Source organism: Rhizobium sp. F40D2 (genome assembly GCF_051810745.2).
Classification (GTDB): domain Bacteria; phylum Pseudomonadota; class Alphaproteobacteria; order Rhizobiales; family Rhizobiaceae; genus Rhizobium.
The window spans coordinates 4,080,098-4,096,180 of sequence record NZ_CM131436.1; the positions used below are offsets into that span (position 1 = coordinate 4,080,098).

17 protein-coding genes are annotated in these 16,083 nt (G+C 60.7%); 8 read left to right on the forward strand and 9 right to left on the reverse strand.

The genetic code is table 11. The annotated features are described in order from the left end of the window. Positions 1 to 16: 16 nt before the first annotated feature. Together ACS4RS_RS19700 and ACS4RS_RS19705 are read right to left on the reverse strand one after the other, a co-directional pair. Positions 17 to 1,234, reverse strand: a complete 1,218-nt coding sequence (locus ACS4RS_RS19700; protein ID WP_003586883.1) for an LL-diaminopimelate aminotransferase — start codon at positions 1,232 to 1,234, stop codon at positions 17 to 19. 220 nt (positions 1,235 to 1,454) lie between these two features. Continuing rightward, a complete protein-coding gene (locus tag ACS4RS_RS19705; RefSeq protein ID WP_439009621.1) occupies positions 1,455 to 1,868 on the reverse strand; it encodes a hypothetical protein in 414 nt (137 codons plus the stop codon). Positions 1,869 to 2,014: 146 nt separating this feature from the next. Here ACS4RS_RS19705 and ACS4RS_RS19710 point away from each other — a divergent pair, with 146 nt between their 5' ends. Together ACS4RS_RS19710 and ACS4RS_RS19715 are read left to right on the forward strand one after the other, a co-directional pair. Continuing rightward, positions 2,015 to 3,883, forward strand: a complete 1,869-nt coding sequence (locus ACS4RS_RS19710) for a class I poly(R)-hydroxyalkanoic acid synthase (protein WP_439011801.1) — start codon at positions 2,015 to 2,017, stop codon at positions 3,881 to 3,883. A gap of 206 nt (positions 3,884 to 4,089) precedes the next feature. Beyond that, positions 4,090 to 5,430 (forward strand): DUF2778 domain-containing protein, encoded by a 1,341-nt coding sequence (locus ACS4RS_RS19715; protein ID WP_439009620.1) that lies wholly within the window; start codon positions 4,090 to 4,092, stop codon positions 5,428 to 5,430. A gap of 51 nt (positions 5,431 to 5,481) precedes the next feature. Here the strand turns inward: ACS4RS_RS19715 and ACS4RS_RS19720 are convergent, their stop codons facing one another. After that, a complete protein-coding gene (locus tag ACS4RS_RS19720; protein WP_439009619.1) occupies positions 5,482 to 6,012 on the reverse strand; it encodes a hypothetical protein in 531 nt (176 codons plus the stop codon). Between the two features lie 134 nt (positions 6,013 to 6,146). After that, entirely contained in the window at positions 6,147 to 7,304 is a 1,158-nt protein-coding gene (locus ACS4RS_RS19725) for an aminotransferase class I/II-fold pyridoxal phosphate-dependent enzyme (protein WP_439009618.1), read from the reverse strand. 210 nt (positions 7,305 to 7,514) lie between these two features. On the opposite strand from ACS4RS_RS19725, the gene ACS4RS_RS19730 reads away from it, so the two are divergent. From ACS4RS_RS19730 to ACS4RS_RS19755, 6 genes are all read left to right on the forward strand, one after another. Next, positions 7,515 to 8,273 (forward strand): DsbA family protein, encoded by a 759-nt coding sequence (locus ACS4RS_RS19730; protein ID WP_439009617.1) that lies wholly within the window; start codon positions 7,515 to 7,517, stop codon positions 8,271 to 8,273. A 161-nt stretch (positions 8,274 to 8,434) separates the two neighbouring features. Beyond that, positions 8,435 to 8,872, forward strand: a complete 438-nt coding sequence (gene aroQ, locus ACS4RS_RS19735; RefSeq protein ID WP_439009616.1) for a type II 3-dehydroquinate dehydratase — start codon at positions 8,435 to 8,437, stop codon at positions 8,870 to 8,872. Between the two features lie 20 nt (positions 8,873 to 8,892). Beyond that, positions 8,893 to 9,366 carry an acetyl-CoA carboxylase biotin carboxyl carrier protein gene (gene accB / locus ACS4RS_RS19740; RefSeq protein WP_439009615.1) on the forward strand — a complete coding sequence of 158 codons (474 nt, stop codon included), beginning with the start codon at positions 8,893 to 8,895 and terminating at the stop codon, positions 9,364 to 9,366. A gap of 4 nt (positions 9,367 to 9,370) precedes the next feature. Continuing rightward, positions 9,371 to 10,726 (forward strand): acetyl-CoA carboxylase biotin carboxylase subunit, encoded by a 1,356-nt coding sequence (accC, locus tag ACS4RS_RS19745; protein ID WP_172643239.1) that lies wholly within the window; start codon positions 9,371 to 9,373, stop codon positions 10,724 to 10,726. 7 nt (positions 10,727 to 10,733) lie between these two features. Next, positions 10,734 to 11,348: a leucyl/phenylalanyl-tRNA--protein transferase gene (aat, locus tag ACS4RS_RS19750; RefSeq protein ID WP_439009614.1), complete on the forward strand. Its 615-nt coding sequence runs from the start codon at positions 10,734 to 10,736 to the stop codon at positions 11,346 to 11,348. Between the two features lie 75 nt (positions 11,349 to 11,423). Beyond that, positions 11,424 to 12,353 (forward strand): DUF2167 domain-containing protein, encoded by a 930-nt coding sequence (locus ACS4RS_RS19755; RefSeq protein WP_439011800.1) that lies wholly within the window; start codon positions 11,424 to 11,426, stop codon positions 12,351 to 12,353. A gap of 37 nt (positions 12,354 to 12,390) precedes the next feature. On the opposite strand, the gene ACS4RS_RS19760 is transcribed toward ACS4RS_RS19755, so the two are convergent. From ACS4RS_RS19760 to gatB, 5 genes are all read right to left on the reverse strand, one after another. Beyond that, positions 12,391 to 12,831: a DUF2155 domain-containing protein gene (locus ACS4RS_RS19760; RefSeq protein ID WP_439009613.1), complete on the reverse strand. Its 441-nt coding sequence runs from the start codon at positions 12,829 to 12,831 to the stop codon at positions 12,391 to 12,393. Positions 12,832 to 12,946: 115 nt separating this feature from the next. Further along, positions 12,947 to 13,345 (reverse strand): NADH:ubiquinone oxidoreductase subunit NDUFA12, encoded by a 399-nt coding sequence (locus ACS4RS_RS19765; RefSeq protein ID WP_003539071.1) that lies wholly within the window; start codon positions 13,343 to 13,345, stop codon positions 12,947 to 12,949. 103 nt (positions 13,346 to 13,448) lie between these two features. Continuing rightward, the gene (locus tag ACS4RS_RS19770; RefSeq protein ID WP_439009612.1) at positions 13,449 to 13,922 is read right to left on the reverse strand and encodes a GNAT family N-acetyltransferase; all 474 of its coding nucleotides are present in this window, start codon (positions 13,920 to 13,922) and stop codon (positions 13,449 to 13,451) included. A 3-nt stretch (positions 13,923 to 13,925) separates the two neighbouring features. Next, a complete protein-coding gene (locus tag ACS4RS_RS19775; RefSeq protein ID WP_439009611.1) occupies positions 13,926 to 14,429 on the reverse strand; it encodes a GNAT family N-acetyltransferase in 504 nt (167 codons plus the stop codon). Between the two features lie 3 nt (positions 14,430 to 14,432). Then, the gene (gene gatB, locus ACS4RS_RS19780) at positions 14,433 to 15,935 is read right to left on the reverse strand and encodes an Asp-tRNA(Asn)/Glu-tRNA(Gln) amidotransferase subunit GatB (protein ID WP_439009610.1); all 1,503 of its coding nucleotides are present in this window, start codon (positions 15,933 to 15,935) and stop codon (positions 14,433 to 14,435) included. Between the last annotated feature and the right edge of the window lie 148 nt (positions 15,936 to 16,083).

Genomic DNA, 16,083 nt, shown 5'->3' on the forward strand with positions numbered 1-16,083 from the left:
TGCCTTGAGAGTTGGATTAGCGGTGTGCGTTCAGCGAAATGACGTTGTGCATCGTTTCGTCTGCCGTCGACATGAACTTCTTGATGTTGCGCGCAGCCTGGCGGATGCGGTGTTCGTTCTCGACCAGCGCCAGACGAACGTAGTCGTCGCCCTGTTCGCCGAAGCCGATGCCGGGGGCAACGGCGACGTCGGCCTTCTCGACCAGCAGCTTGGAAAACTCAAGCGAACCGAGATGACGGAACTTTTCCGGGATCTTCGCCCAGGCGAACATGGTGGCAGCCGGCGGCGGCACGTCGAAACCGGCCTTGCCGAAGCTTTCGACCATGACGTCGCGGCGGCGCTTGTAGACGTTGCGGACTTCCGCAATGTCGGAGCCGTCGCCGTTCAGCGCATGCGTCGCCGCCACCTGGATCGGCGTGAAGGCGCCGTAGTCGAGGTAGGACTTGACGCGGGTGAGTGCCGCAATCAGTCGCTCGTTGCCGACGGCAAAGCCCATGCGCCAGCCGGGCATGGAGAACGTCTTCGACATCGAGGTGAACTCGACCGTCACATCGATTGCACCCGGCACTTCGAGAACCGACGGCGGCGGAGCGCCGTCGAAATAGATCTCCGAATAGGCAAGGTCGGAAAGCACGATGATGTCATGCTTCTTGGCGAAGGCGATGACGTCCTTGTAGAAATCGAGTGTCGCGACGAGGGCCGTGGGATTCGAGGGGTAATTGAGGATCAGCGCCAGGGGCTTCGGGATCGAATGCCGGACCGCGCGCTCAAGCGGCGGGAAAAAGCTCTCATCCGGCTCCACCGACATGGAGCGGATCACGCCGCCCGCCATCAGGAAGCCGAAGGCGTGGATCGGATAGGTCGGGTTCGGGCAGAGGATGACGTCGCCGGGCGCGGTGATCGCCTGCGCCATGTTGGCGAAGCCTTCCTTGGAGCCCAAGGTGGCGACCACCTGGGTATCCGGGTTGAGCTTGACGCCGAAACGGCGGGCATAATAGGCGGCCTGGGCGCGGCGCAGCCCCGGAATGCCCTTGGAGGACGAGTAACGGTGGGTGCGCGGATCCTGCACGACCTCGCAAAGCTTGTCGACGATCGACTGGGGAGTGGGAAGGTCGGGGTTTCCCATGCCGAGATCGATGATATCGGCGCCGCCCGCTCGCGCGCTTGCCTTCAAACGGTTTACCTGTTCGAAAACATAAGGCGGCAAACGCCGGACTTTGTGAAACTCTTCCATTTCATTCCCCATGGAAAGGCGGCTTTCGCGCCGCAGTCGAAGTTCGTTCCGTCTCCCGGCGGCTGCGACACGAACTTCAGAATCGCAACGCCGTATTCATCAGACCCAAGACACGCGGCAAATCTTTGACGGAAAAGCCGCGTAAAGCGCATTATCGGGAAAATCTTGTCTTCCGATCCATCCGGAAGGCTTTGCGTCCAAATTGCCTGAAAGGCAAGGTCTATTTGGAGATTTCGGAGAGCGTATCAGCGCCGTGCTCGGCGGCGAGGCGGCGCATTTCAGCGGCCTTGGCCTGATATTCGGCTTCCGAGATCGTGCCGGCCTTGCGCCGGGCGGCAAGTGCGGTCAGTTGATGCTGCAGTTCGGCTGCCTGCTCGTCGCTCATCTGGACGTTGGCGGCCGTCAGCGGCGCGCCAAAATTCGGATAGCCGTCCGGCGACTTCGCCAGGCCGCCTTCGACCGCATCGCCCTTGGTGGCCGGCATGACGACGGCGGTCGGCGCCGCTCGCTTGGCGGCGGCTGCGGCCTTCTCCTCGGCCGTCAGATTGCATCCGGCCAGGGTCATCGCCACCGCGGCGCAGATCAATGCGGTGCGGTTGAAGGTTGCGATGTGCCGAATGCCGTTCTTCGTCATGCCTCAAAATCCAGTTCTGACTGCGTCGACTGTTAAATTTGTCGCAGCGACAAAGCAATAGCATGAGCCTGCGCGGGTGGAACTTGTTTTCTCGTTCAATCACGATGTACAACGATTGGATAAAAAGAGTGCTGCCGCCGGAGGAAATGGTGACCGACAGCAAGCAGGAGAATGGCGGCCAGAAGAATGGCGGCAAGGCCGGTTTCGACGCAACCGATCTCGATCCCTATCTGTTGAAGGATCCCGAGGCGATGGCGATGAATTTCGCCCGGGCGCTCGAAAATCTCGGCCAGGCGGCCTCGGCCTGGCTTGCGCCGCGCGAACGCGGCGAGATCAGCGAAACGGTCGTCGACCCGATGACCGACATGGTCAAGACGCTTTCCAAGGTCACCGAATACTGGATTGCCGATCCCCGCCGCACCTTCGAGGCGCAGACGCAGCTGATGTCCTCGTTCTTCGGCATCTGGATGCGCTCGATGCAGCGCATGCAAGGCACGCGCGGCATGCAGGGCGAGCCCTCGCCTCCGGAACCGGACACCCGGAAGGACAAGCGCTTCTCCGACGAAGACTGGCAGAAGAACCCTTTCTTCGATTTTCTCCGCCAGGTCTATTTCGTCACCACCGACTGGGCTGAGAAGCTGGTGTCGGAGACCGACGGCCTCGACGAGCACACCAAGCACAAGGCCGGCTTCTATGTGAAGCAGATCACGGCAGCACTTTCGCCGAGCAATTTTGTCGCCACCAATCCGCAACTCTACCGCGAGACGATCGCCACCAGCGGCGAAAACCTGGTGCGCGGGATGAAGATGCTGGCCGAGGATATCGCTGCCGGAAAGGGCGATCTTCGCCTTCGCCAGACCGACATGACGAAATTCGCCGTCGGCCGCGACATGGCGCTGACGCCGGGCAAGGTGATCGCCCAGAACGACATCTGCCAGATCATCCAATATGAGGCTTCGACCGAAACCGTGCTGAAGCGGCCGCTGCTGATCTGCCCGCCCTGGATCAACAAATTCTATATTCTCGACCTCAACCCGCAGAAATCCTTCATAAAATGGTGCGTCGATCAAGGTCAGACCGTCTTCGTCATTTCCTGGGTCAACCCGGATGCGCGCCATGCCGAGAAGGACTGGGCGGCCTATGCCCGCGAGGGCATCGATTTCGCGCTCGAGACGATCGAGAAGGCGACCGGCGAAAAGGACGTCAATGCCGTCGGCTACTGCGTCGGCGGTACACTCTTGGCGGCAACGCTGGCGCTGCACGCCAAGGAGAAGAACAAGCGCATCAAAACAGCGACACTCTTCACCACCCAGGTCGATTTCACCCATGCCGGCGATCTCAAGGTCTTCGTCGACGAGGAGCAGCTTGCAGCGCTCGAAGAGCATATGCAGGCAACCGGCTATCTCGACGGCTCGAAGATGTCGATGGCCTTCAACATGCTGCGCGCTTCCGAGCTGATCTGGCCTTATTTCGTCAACAGCTACCTCAAGGGCCAGGATCCCTTGCCCTTCGACCTGTTGTTCTGGAACGCCGATTCGACCCGCATGGCGGCGGCAAACCATGCCTTCTACCTGCGCAACTGCTATCTGAGGAACGCGCTGACGCGCAACGAGATGATCCTCGACGGCAAGCCGGTGTCGCTGAAGGACGTGAAAATTCCGATCTATAATCTCGCCACCCGCGAGGACCACATCGCCCCTGCCAAATCCGTCTTCGTCGGCAGCCAGTTTTTCGGCGGCAAGGTCGAATTCGTTGTCACCGGCTCGGGACATATCGCCGGCGTGGTCAACCCGCCAGACAAGAAGAAGTATCAATTCTGGACGGGCGGCCCGGCCAAGGGCGAATATGAAACCTGGATCGAGCAGGCGACCGAGACGCCGGGATCATGGTGGCCGCATTGGCGGGCCTGGATCGAGACCCATGATGGCAGGCGCGTTGCGGCGCGCAAACCGGGCGGCGATGCGCTGAACGCGATCGAGGAAGCGCCGGGAAGTTATGTGATGGAACGCGTCTGAAAGATCCCACGCATCTCTTTTTGAGACGTCGTCAGAAAGCGCAACGCCGCGTAAATAAATTAGAAACCATAATTCGTCATCCTTGCGAAACAGTCGGATGTCGCGGGTGGTCTAAATTCGGCCCATTTGCGCCATTACCGGCCCCGGCGAAGTGTAGTCAGTCAGTGCCGCCGGCCTGCGTAGCGAGTTTGAAAGACGAGTTCAGTATGGCGTTTGCGGTCGGGACGTTCGATGACGTCACCCCTCTTGGCAGATCTGCTTTTCGTTTGCGCAGATCTCGTGGCTTTCTTTACGGCGTCGTCGGCGCCGGATTTCTGACCTCCACATGGCTGATCGCGACCTTGGCGACGATGCATTCGATCGGATCGCCCATTTCTCCGCCCGACAGATTCACGCAGGTCGCAGCGGCGCCGAAGCCCAGGCCGGCGATGCATGAGCGACTGATCCATGTCGGCAAAGCCGATCGGCTGGCGGCCTTCGACGCCAAGCCCTTCGTCGCCCTAACGCCCGACCTCGTCCAATCGCATGCGCAGAAGACCAATGCTGCCGCAACGGCAGTGGCGGCGCTTACAAAATACAATCGGCTTGTCATGGCTGCCGAGCAGCCTGTGGTTGCCGCGATTTCCGACAGCGCCAAATTCCGCAAGGATGATGTGGTCACGCCGCCGGCCGTCGAGGTTGCCTCGGCGGAGAGTGTAGAAGAAGACGACGGCGACCGGATCATCGTTCCCTCGAAGGAGGCCGTTGCCGCAGCCGAACTCCCTGCCCTGTTGGCGCTTGCCGACGCCGGACCGCAGCAGATTGCGCCGGCCCCGGTCGAGCCGCCCGCGCCCGCCCTCAAGACGGCGTCACTGCCGCAGGAAAAATCTGCGCCGGTAGAAATTGCCGCGGCCGAAGACCAACAGCCTTTCGATCTCGTTCTGGCGCCGGATGCCGGTTCCGTACCGCTGCCGATGGCGCGTCCCGACGGCCTTATCGGCAAGCCGGCGCCGGCCGCCAAGGGTTCGCAACGCGCCGGCGAGCCTGCCCTTGCCTATGCCCAGCCCAACTCGCCGATCGAGGACGACCAGGACGATGCAATACCGCGCTATGACAAGCCGGTCTTCTCGCCGAAGCTGCGCGCTGGCGTCGCCATCTACGACATCCAAAACAGCACGGTCTATCTGCCGAACGGCGAGAGGCTGGAAGCTCATTCCGGTCTCGGCAAGATGCGCGACAACCCGCGTTATGTCGACAAGAAGATGCGCGGGCCGACGCCGCCGCACACTTATGCCCTCACCATGCGCGAAAGCCTTTTCCACGGTGTCGAGGCGTTGCGCCTGACGCCGCTCGAGGGCTCGGACGCCATCTATGACCGTGTCGGCCTGCTTGCCCACACCTACATGCTCGGCAAGAACGGCGATTCTAACGGCTGCGTCTCCTTCAAGGACTACAAGCGCTTCCTCGCGGCCTACAAGCGCGGCGACATCAGGCAGCTCGTGGTCGTGCCGCGGCTGAACAACAAGCCGTCTTCGACGCTTGCTTCGCTGTTTTCATCCCGCAGCTAGGCGATGACGCCTGTCAGCCCAATCGCCCAGGATTAGCTTCCTGGCTGTAATTTAGGGGTTATAAAAATATCCCACGGCTGCCAGAAACATTGGATTGTCTTGCAATTCAGAGGCCTGCAATAGGATCAAAGCCTTTCCATTGGTCGAATAGTAATTGCCCGCCTTCTGCGCGTTAGCGCGCCACTCCTTCTCCCAAGTGCCATGGCTGCAATTCAGTCCAACTGGAGGAGGAGCGGTGTTCAAAATATACCGCTCGAATATATCTTTGGGCACTGGCGTATTTGCCCAGTCCCCATACTTCAATCCGTCGGGCCCTTGCAGACCGGCGGGAAGTGCTGCGATGCCATTACGTCGGATTTCTTGAGTTTGCCCCCAAGACAACTGATAAATCACTGCGCCGCGGGTTCCGGCACCATTTGGCAGCCCCGTCGAACCGTAGGCCTGCCGCTGATTTATTTTATATTGCGAGGGCAATGCTGAAGTCCATTGACGTCCTCTCGCTGTGGGCAGCGAGGCCAGAATGACGATCACAAAGAAGGAAACAACGGACCAAGAGATCAAGGTGTAGGGTCGCACGCTCAATCGCTGCCTCTTAAGCTCAAACACTGGCACGGGCACAATACCTGAGACGATGAGAAAACTCCCCAGTGTGTTTTAGATCTTACGATCCAAGACAAGGAGCAAAGTAGATGAGCCTTCGCTGGCAGCCGCGCGCCCTATTTCAACCAGCCAGCGATTCGCTCCACCGCCTCGGCGATCTCCGCTTGCGAGCCTGCATAAGATAGGCGGAGGGTTCGGTGTCCCTCCAGCGGATCGAAGTCCATGCCGGGGGTTGCGGCGACGTTGATTTCGGCGAGCATGCGTTTGGCAAAACCCATGCTGTCATTGGTGAAGCGCGAGACATCGACATATGCGTAAAAGGCGCCGTCCATCGGCGAAGCCGGCGCAAGGCCTATCTTGGGCAGGCGGTCTAGCAGCAGGTCACGGTTGGCGGCATAACTCGCTTTGACTTTGTCAAGCTCTTCGGCTGCACCGAGCGCGGCTACCGCGGCGATCTGGGAGAGTTCGGGCGGGGAGATATAGAGGCTCTGCGCCACCCGCTCGATCGGCCGCACCAGCCGTTCGGGCAGCACCATCCAGCCGATTCGCCAGCCGGTCATGCAATAATATTTGGAGAAGGAGTTGATGACGATCGCCTCGTCGGTCAGCTCCAGCGCGCTCGCCTCCTCGCCGGCGAAGGTGAGCCCGTGGTAGATTTCGTCGGAGATGAAGGCGATGGAATGGGCCGCGCAATACTCTGCAAGCGCCTTCAGCCCATCGCGGCCGGTCACCGTGCCGGTCGGGTTGGCGGGGCTTGCCAGCAGCACGCCCTTCAGCCTCACGCCGCTTTGCTTCTGCACTGCCTCGAGGCTCTCAGGGGTGAGTGTGAAATGGGTCTCGGCGGTTACCGGCACCTCGGCGACCTGCAGACCCAGCGCACCGAGGATATTGCGATAGGCGGGATAACCAGGTCTTGCGATCGCCACCGCATCGCCGGCATCGAAGAGCGACAGGAAGGCGAGATTGAAGCCGGCCGAGGAACCGGTGGTGATGGCGATCCGCATGGGATCGATTTCCAGGCCGTGGCGATCCCGGTAATGCTGGGCAAGTGCCGATTTCAACCGCGCCGTCCCCAGTGCATCGGTATAACCGATCCGGCCCTCGGCAAGGGCTGCGCGCGCTGCTTCCAGGGCTGCCTGGGGAGCCGGATGCGAGGGCTGACCGACCGCCATCGAAATCACGGGATGGCCGGCTGCGCGCCGTTTCGTCGCCTCCGCCAGCACGTCCATGGCATGGAAAGGCTCGACTTCGCTGCGTTTCGATATGGAAAACAAGATCGCTTCTCGCTCGGCTTCTGCAATGATGGCCCGACAATTGCCGCATTAATCGGCTCATCACAATCCCGCGAGGGCCGCGCGGGCGTGAAAATTCCTGTTTGAGCGGAACGCAACGCGCCGTACCTTGACGCGACGCATTCAAGTCCATTAACCCGGCGACGGTCTTCTCGCTCAGGAGACGACCCCATCGCCGTTGACGAGGATATCATGGCCTTTCTTCCGAAAACCTTCACCGCACTGGCGCTTGCCGCATCGATCGCCCTTCCCTTTCCGGCGGCAGCGCTCGACGACCAGCAGAAGAAGGAGTTCGGTGAATTCATCAAGCAATATCTGATCGAAAATCCCGAGATCATGCTCGATGTCCAGGATGCGCTGCAGAAGAAGCAGGAAGCCCAGCGGCTGGTGAAGGCCAATATGGCGATCGAAGAGAACACCACCGACATCTTCGATTCGAAGAACGACGTCACGCTCGGCAATCCCAAGGGCGATGTCACCGTCGTCGAATTCTTCGATTACAATTGCAGCTACTGCCGTCACGCGCTTCCCGACATGCAGGCAATGCTGAAGAAGGACAAGAACGTCCGCTTCGTGCTCAAGGAGTTTCCGATTCTCGGGCCGGATTCGGTCGCCGCCCACAAGGTGGCCGACGCCTTCCGCAAGCTGGCGCCTGAAAAATATGCCGATTTCCATGTCGCCCTGCTCGGCAGCGAAGGCCGCGCTTCGGACGAAACGGCGATCGCCGTTGCCGCTTCGCTCGGCGTCAGCGAGGACAAGATCCGCACCGAGATGGCAAAGAACCCGAATGACGGCATCGTCCAGGCGACCTACCAGCTCGCCTCCAGTCTCGGCATCAGCGGCACGCCCTCCTATGTGATCGGCACCGAACTGGTGCCGGGCGCCGTTGGGCTCAACGATCTCGAAGCCAAGGTCAAGAACATGCGCAGTTGCGGCAAGACCGCCTGCTGAGCACGTCAGCCGCCGGACGGCTGCCCATCAAATCGCCAAAATCGAAGCGTTTCAACCATGTGGACAAATGTGGCGCGATTCCTGCTGGCCAATCCGTAAGGGCTTTCATTCAGCCTTCGCGGAGTCTATAGGTTGCCGTCGTACATTTTACGGAACATTCGATGACGCAAACGATTTTTGTCCTGAACGGCCCCAACCTGAACATGCTGGGCAAACGAGAGCCCGGCATTTACGGCGGCAAGACGCTGAAGGACATTGAGGCGGACTGCAGAGCCGCCGGCCGCGAACTGGGCTTCGACATCGATTTCCGCCAGAGCAACCACGAAGGTACGCTCGTCGACTGGTTCCATGAGGCCGACGAGAAAGCCGCCGGCGTTGCCATCAATGCGGGCGCCTATACGCATACATCGGTTGCGCTGCATGATGCGATCCGCGCTATTTCCATTCCCGTCATCGAGCTCCACATATCCAATGTCCATGCACGGGAAGAATTCCGCCACAAATCGATGATCGCGCCGGCATGCAAGGGCGTGATCTGCGGTTTCGGGCCTTACAGCTACATCCTGGCGCTCCAGGCGCTGAAGAACATCACGGCATAAGAAAAAGACAGGGCAACACCATGGTTGAAAAGAAATCGGGTATCGATCAGGCACTGATCCGCGATCTCGCCAATATCCTCAACGAGACCGATCTGACCGAGATCGAGGTCGAGCAGGACGATCTGCGCATCCGCGTTTCGCGCGCCGGCACCCCGCAATATGTCCAGGCGCCGATCGCGGCGCCTGCCTATGCCGCACCCGCAGCCGCCGCTCCGGCAGCAGCAGGCGCTGCACCGGCTGCAGCGCCCGCCCGCAACCCCGCCAATACAGTCAGCGCACCGATGGTCGGCACCGTCTACATGGCTCCGGCACCGGGCGCGCGCCCGTTCATCGAAGTCGGCGCCACCGTCAAGGAAGGCCAGACGCTGATCATCATCGAAGCGATGAAGACGATGAACCAGATCCCTTCGCCGAAGTCCGGCAAGGTGACCGAGATCCTCGTCGATGACGGACATCCCGTCGAATACGGCCAAGCCCTCGTCGTCATCGAATAGGCCCATGCCCATGATTTCGAAAATCCTCATCGCCAATCGCGGGGAAATCGCCCTTCGCGTGCTCCGGGCCTGCAAGGAACTCGGCATCGCCTGCGTCGTGGTTCATTCCACCGCCGACGCCGATGCCATGCATGTGCGCCTTGCCGACGAAAGTGTGTGCATCGGCCCGCCCTCCTCGCGCGAGAGCTATCTCAATATCCACCAGATTGTCGCCGCCTGTGAGATCACCGGCGCCGATGCGGTGCATCCTGGCTACGGCTTTCTGTCGGAGAATGCCAAGTTCGCCGATATTCTCGAAGCCCACGGGATCACCTTTATCGGGCCGACGGCGGACCATATCCGCATCATGGGTGACAAGATCACCGCCAAGACGACGGCGCTGGAACTCGGCATTCCCGTCGTTCCGGGCTCGGACGGCGAAGTAAAGACCGAAGAGGACGCGCTGAAGACGGCCGCCGAAATCGGCTATCCCGTGCTGATCAAGGCGACGGCCGGAGGCGGCGGACGCGGCATGAAGGTCGCCAAGAGCGAGGCTGACCTGATCGAGGCCTGGTCGACGGCGCGCACCGAAGCGGCAGCTGCCTTCGGCAACGATGCCGTCTATATGGAAAAATATCTCGGCAAGCCGCGCCACATCGAAATTCAGGTGTTCGGCGACGGCGAAGGCAATGCCATCCATCTCGGCGAGCGCGACTGCTCGCTGCAGCGCCGCCACCAGAAGGTCTGGGAAGAGGCGAATTCGCCGGCGCTCAACGTCGAGCAGCGCATGAAGATCGGCCAGGTCTGCGCCGACGCCATGAAGAAACTGAAATATCGCGGCGCCGGCACGATCGAATTCCTCTACGAAAACGGCGAGTTCTATTTCATCGAAATGAACACCCGCCTGCAGGTGGAGCATCCAATCACGGAAGCTATCACTGGCATCGACCTGGTGCACGAGCAGATCCGCGTCGCCTCCGGCGGCGGTCTCTCGGTGACGCAGGATGAAGTGCATTTTTCCGGTCATGCCATCGAATGCCGCATCAATGCCGAGCACCCGCGCACTTTCGTGCCCTCGCCCGGCACGATCACGCATTTCCACGCGCCGGGTGGTCTCGGCGTGCGCATCGATTCCGGCGCCTATCAGGGCTACAAGATCCCGCCCTATTACGACAGCCTCATCGGCAAGCTGATCGTGCACGGCCGTACCCGCGTCGAATGCATGATGCGGCTGCGCCGGGCGCTCGACGAATTCGTCGTCGACGGCATCAATACGACGCTGCCGCTGTTCCAGGATCTCGTCTCCAACCAGGATATCGCCAACGGCGACTATGACATCCACTGGCTGGAACACTACCTCGCCAACGAACCGGCGGCATAGGGCAGGAATGGCAGGATCGCGCAGGAAGTCACCAGGCATTACCCCTGAAATTCTCCTGCGCGCCTACTCCATCGGCCTTTTCCCGATGGCTGAATCCGCCGACGACCCGGAGATTTTCTGGGTCGAGCCGGAATTGCGCGGCGTGCTGCCGCTCGACCATTTCCACCTGTCGAAGAGCCTTGCCAAGACGGTGCGCAGGAAACCCTTCGAGATCCGTTTCGATCACGCTTTCGATCAGGTGATCGCGGCCTGCGCGGAGGAGACATCCGGTCGCCCGAGCACCTGGATCAACAAGACGATCAGGTCCCTTTACGCGACGCTCTTCGACATGGGCCATGCCCATACCGTCGAAGCCTGGGACGGTGACAAACTCGTCGGCGGTCTCTACGGCGTCTCGCTCGGTTCGGCCTTCTTCGGCGAAAGCATGTTTTCACGCCGGACGGACGCCTCGAAGATCTGCCTCGTGCATCTGGTCGAGCGACTGCGGGAAAGAGGCTTCACGCTGCTCGATACACAGTTCACCACCGAACACCTGAAGACGTTCGGCGCAATCGATGTTGCGAAGGCCGATTATGGCGTGCTGCTTGAAGCCGCGATGGAATCGCCACACCTGAAGTTTTAAGCGAGCGTTTCATCCCTGCGTTGATTTTCCAGCCAATTTGAATAGGTTTCGGAGAATGCAATGGGGGATAGAATTCTGAGACGATATTTTGCGGCGGCGATTCTTCTCGCCTTGTTAACAGGTCAGGCCGAGGCACGCCCCTATCAGGACATGTTCCCTGGCAGAACCGATTTTTCCGACGCGGAAAAACCATTACTGGAGAAGCTCGATTTTCAGCAAGGTGTGATCAAGCTGCCCGACGCCAAGGCGACGCTGAATGTGCCCGCTGACTTCTACTATCTCAGCCCGGCCGACACTAAGACCGTGCTTGTCGATATCTGGGGAAACCCTCCAGCGGCGGCTGATGGAATGCTGGGGATGATCTTCCCGGCGAAATATGCGCCGACCGACCCGGACTCCTGGGGATCAATCGTGGAATACAGCGCGGACGGCTATGTTTCAGACAGCGATGCCGCCACGACGAATTACGACGAACTGCTGCAAAACATCAAAGATTCGATCAGGGACAAGAATCCCGAGCGCGAAAAGCAAGGTTTCCCGAAGATCACCCTTGTCGGCTGGGCGTCGGCGCCGCGTTATGACAAGCCTGCGCATGCAATGCACTGGGCGCGCGATCTGGTATTCGGCAACGACACGCAAGCTGAGCACACGCTGAATTATTCCGTGCGCGTGTTCGGTCGCGAGGGTGTCTTTCAATTGGACTTCGTTGCCGGACTCGGACAGTTGAAGGAGATCGAGGAGGTCATTCCGACGGTCACGAAGCTCGTGCAGTTCGACAAGGGAATGGCCTATACCGACTATGTCGAAGGCGACAAAATCGCGGCCTATGGGATGGCGGGAATGATCGCCGCAGGCGCCGGCGCCAAGATTGCCGCGAAAGTCGGTTTGCTGGCGCTTGCCCTTGCCTTCTTCAAAAAGGCCGGCATCCTTGTCGTCGTCGTGGCCGGCGCCGTGCTCCGCTTCGCCAAAGGTCTTTTCAACAGGAACAAGACGCCCACGGCATAGGCGCCGCTAGGGCTAAGATCACCGCCGGCGACACGCGTCAGCGCGCCGTCGCCTTGGCGTTGTCAGGCGCCGGGACATCCGAGCGTGCCTTGCAGTCCTTCAGCCAGACGTCGTAGATCGGGTGCTCGACGGCGTTGAGGCCTGGGCTGGCGGCGAACATCCAGCCGGTGAAGATGCGGCGGATCTTGCGGTCGAGTGTGATCTCGTCGACCTCGACGAAACCGTCGATTTTCTGCGCTTCGGCCTGGTCGCGCGAGTAACAGGCCTTCGGCGTCACCTGCAGCGCGCCGAACTGGACGGTCTCGTTGACGTAGACGTCGAAGGTGGTGATGCGGCCGGTGATCTTGTCGAGGCCGGAGAAGACGGCTACCGGGTTTTCAATGCGTGCGGCATGTGCCGCAACCGGCGGAAGCAGGGCCGAGAGCGCCAGCAGCGATCCGGCGGCACGCAGGACCATGTTCCGCGTGAAGAGCTTCATATGTACCCGTCTCCAGACATTTTCAGTTCAAGGCCGCGGTCAAGCGCGGTCAACCTGCGGGTAAAGGTCAATTGTGGCCAAAAGCCGGGTCTTGGGATCGCCCGGTCGAGCCGTCTCAGTTGCCCGGCGTCCAGGCGTCGTAATCGCCGGTGACGCGCGGACGTTCGCCCGGAACGGCGATAGAGCCCGGCGGACGATAGGCCTGCGGCGAACCGGTATGGTTGGGCCGGTGCGGCTTCTGCCAATCCTTGGCGACGTAGTTTTCCTTGGACGGGGGAACATCGGTGCGATGATGCATCCAGCCATGCCAACCCGGCGGAATGGCGGAGGCTTCGGCATAGCCCTTGTAGATCACCCAACGCTTCGGCAGACCGTAGGAGGACATGCCGCCTTCGTAGTAGACGTTGCCGAATTCATCCTCGCCGACGCGCTTGCCAAAACGCCAGGTCGCGAAACGCGTGCCCATCGTCTGACCGTTCCACCAGGTAAAGGTCTGAACCAGAAGATTCCACATGTCTTTTCCTTGTGCCCGCCAGATGCGAGCCAAACCAGAATTCGTTTCCTCGCTTATGCCGTCGCCAAGCCGAATTGTCCAGCGATTCCACCACAGCTACGGGTCATTTCAAAGCCATCTTGAAGCCGAGATGCGAGGGCTTGAAGCCCAGTCTTTCATAGAAACGATGCGCATCCTTGCGGATCGCATTCGAGGTCAAAGCTACCCGCTTGATCCCGCGGCCTTTTGCCTCGGCAATGGCGAACTCGATCATCCCGGCGCCGATACCCTGCCCGCGCATGTCGGCCCGCGTCTGCACCGCCTCGATGATCATCGCCGAGGAACCGCGGCCGGTCAGCGTGGTCGTGACCATCGTCTGAAACGTGCCGACGACTTCGCCGCCGCTCTCCGCGACATAAAGCACCTGGTCGGGCGAAGCCTCGATCGCTGCGAAGGCCCTGAAATAATCGGCAAAGGCCACTGGATCGGTCGTGTCGCCATGACCGCCGACGGCGTCGGCGGCAAATATTGACACGAGGGCGGGCAAATCCTCCCTGCGCGCCTGGCGAATGCGAATGGCGGGCAATTCGACGTCCACGCCTCAATGCCCTTCGAGCGGTTTTTCGAGGATCAACGCCGGAATGCCGGATTGCCCGGGGGCGCTATTTTCGTTGCGGCCGACTTCGATGAAGCCATGCGCCTGATAAAAGGCGATTGCCGCTGCATTCTGCGGCTCGACTTCGAGGCGCATGATCTCCGCATCGGGAAAGCAGGTTTCGAGCTCGGCGAAGAGATCGCGGCCGATGCCCTGGCGCTGCAGCGCCGGAGCGACATAGAGGAGATGCAGCATGACCGTCTTCGTCAGCTCCTGCGACATCGCCGCATACCCCATGCCGCCGATCTTGCGGCCGTCGTCGGCAACGAGGAATTCGGCATCCTTGCGCACGAGGCGCGTTTTCAGCGCTGCCGGCGAAAACAGCTGGGCAGTGAGCTCATCCACCCTGGCTTTGCCATGGAGGCTGTCATAGGTGGCGTGAAAACTTTCCACCAGCAGGGCGCGGACCTGCTCCAGGTCGCGCTCGCCGGCGGTGCGGACGAAATACACCGCTTATTCCTCGATGCCGAGCTTCGCCTTGACGAGCGCCTGGACGGTCTGCGGATTGGCCTTGCCGCCGGTCGCCTTCATCACCTGGCCGACGAACCATGCCGCCATGGTCGGCTTCGCCTTGACCTTTTCCACCTGATCGGGATTGGCGGCGATGATCTCGTCCACGGCCTTCTCGATGGCGCCGGTATCGGTCACCTGCTTCATGCCGCGCGCTTCGACGATCTCGGCGGGATCGCCGCCCTCGGTCAGCACAATCTCGAAAAGATCCTTGGCGATCTTGCCGGAGATGGTGCCAGCCTTGATCAGATCGATGATGGCGCCGAGCTGGGCGGGCGAAACCGGCGTCTGCTCGATATCCTTGCCGGTGCGGTTCAGCGCGCCGAGCAGGTCGTTGATCACCCAGTTTGCCGCCGTCTTGCCGTCGCGGCCCGCGGCCACGGCCTCGAAATAATCGGCGATCGCCTTTTCGGAGACGAGCACCGAGGCGTCGTAGATCGACAGGCCGAGTTCGCGCACGAAGCGCTCCTTCTTGTCGTCAGGCAGTTCCGGCAGATCGACTGCGAGCGCCTGGACGAAGGCATCGTCGAATTCGAGCGGCAGCAGGTCCGGATCGGGGAAATAACGATAGTCGTGCGCATCCTCCTTGGAGCGCATCGAACGCGTCTCGCCCTTGTTCGGGTCGAACAACCGCGTCTCCTGCTCGATCGTGCCGCCATCTTCCAGAATGCCGATCTGGCGGCGGGCTTCATATTCGATCGCCTGACCGATGAAGCGGATGGAGTTGACGTTCTTGATCTCGCAGCGGGTACCGAAACCTTCGCCCGGACGGCGGACGGAGACATTGACGTCGGCGCGCATCGAGCCTTCGTCCATGTTGCCGTCGCAGGTGCCGAGATAGCGCACGATCGAACGCAGCTTGGTCATATAGGCCTTGGCTTCGTCGGACGAGCGCATGTCGGGCTTGGAGACGATCTCCATCAGCGCGACGCCGGAGCGGTTCAGATCGACATAGGACATGGTGGCATGCTGGTCATGCAGCGACTTGCCGGCATCCTGCTCCAGGTGCAGGCGCTCGATGCCGATCTCGATGTCCTCGAACTGGCCCTGGCGGTCCGGCCCCAGCGAAATGACGATCTTGCCCTCGCCGACGATCGGATCCTTGTACTGCGAGATCTGATAGCCCTGCGGCAGGTCGGGATAGAAATAGTTCTTGCGGTCGAAGACCGAGCGCTTGTTGATCTGAGCCTTGAGGCCGAGACCGGTGCGCACGGCCTGCCTGACGCATTCCTCGTTGATAACCGGCAGCATGCCGGGCATGGCGGCATCGACCAGCGAGACGTTCGAATTCTGCGGCTTTCCGAATTCTGTAGAGGCGCCGGAGAAGAGCTTCGAATTGGACAGCACCTGGGCATGGACTTCCATGCCGACGATGACTTCCCAGTCGCCGGTGGCGCCGGGGATGAAGCGTTTCGGATCAGGCGTGCGGACGTCGACAAGGGTCATCTGATACTCTTTGCAGGCTGTTCTTTTCCACTGGTGAGGTAAAGGAAATGGCGTGCCGGTGCAAGGCTTTCGCCATGGCGTGCAGCGCGGTTTGACGGCCGGCGGCGACATTTGCCATGGGTTAACCGAGGCACGATAGAGTTGTCGC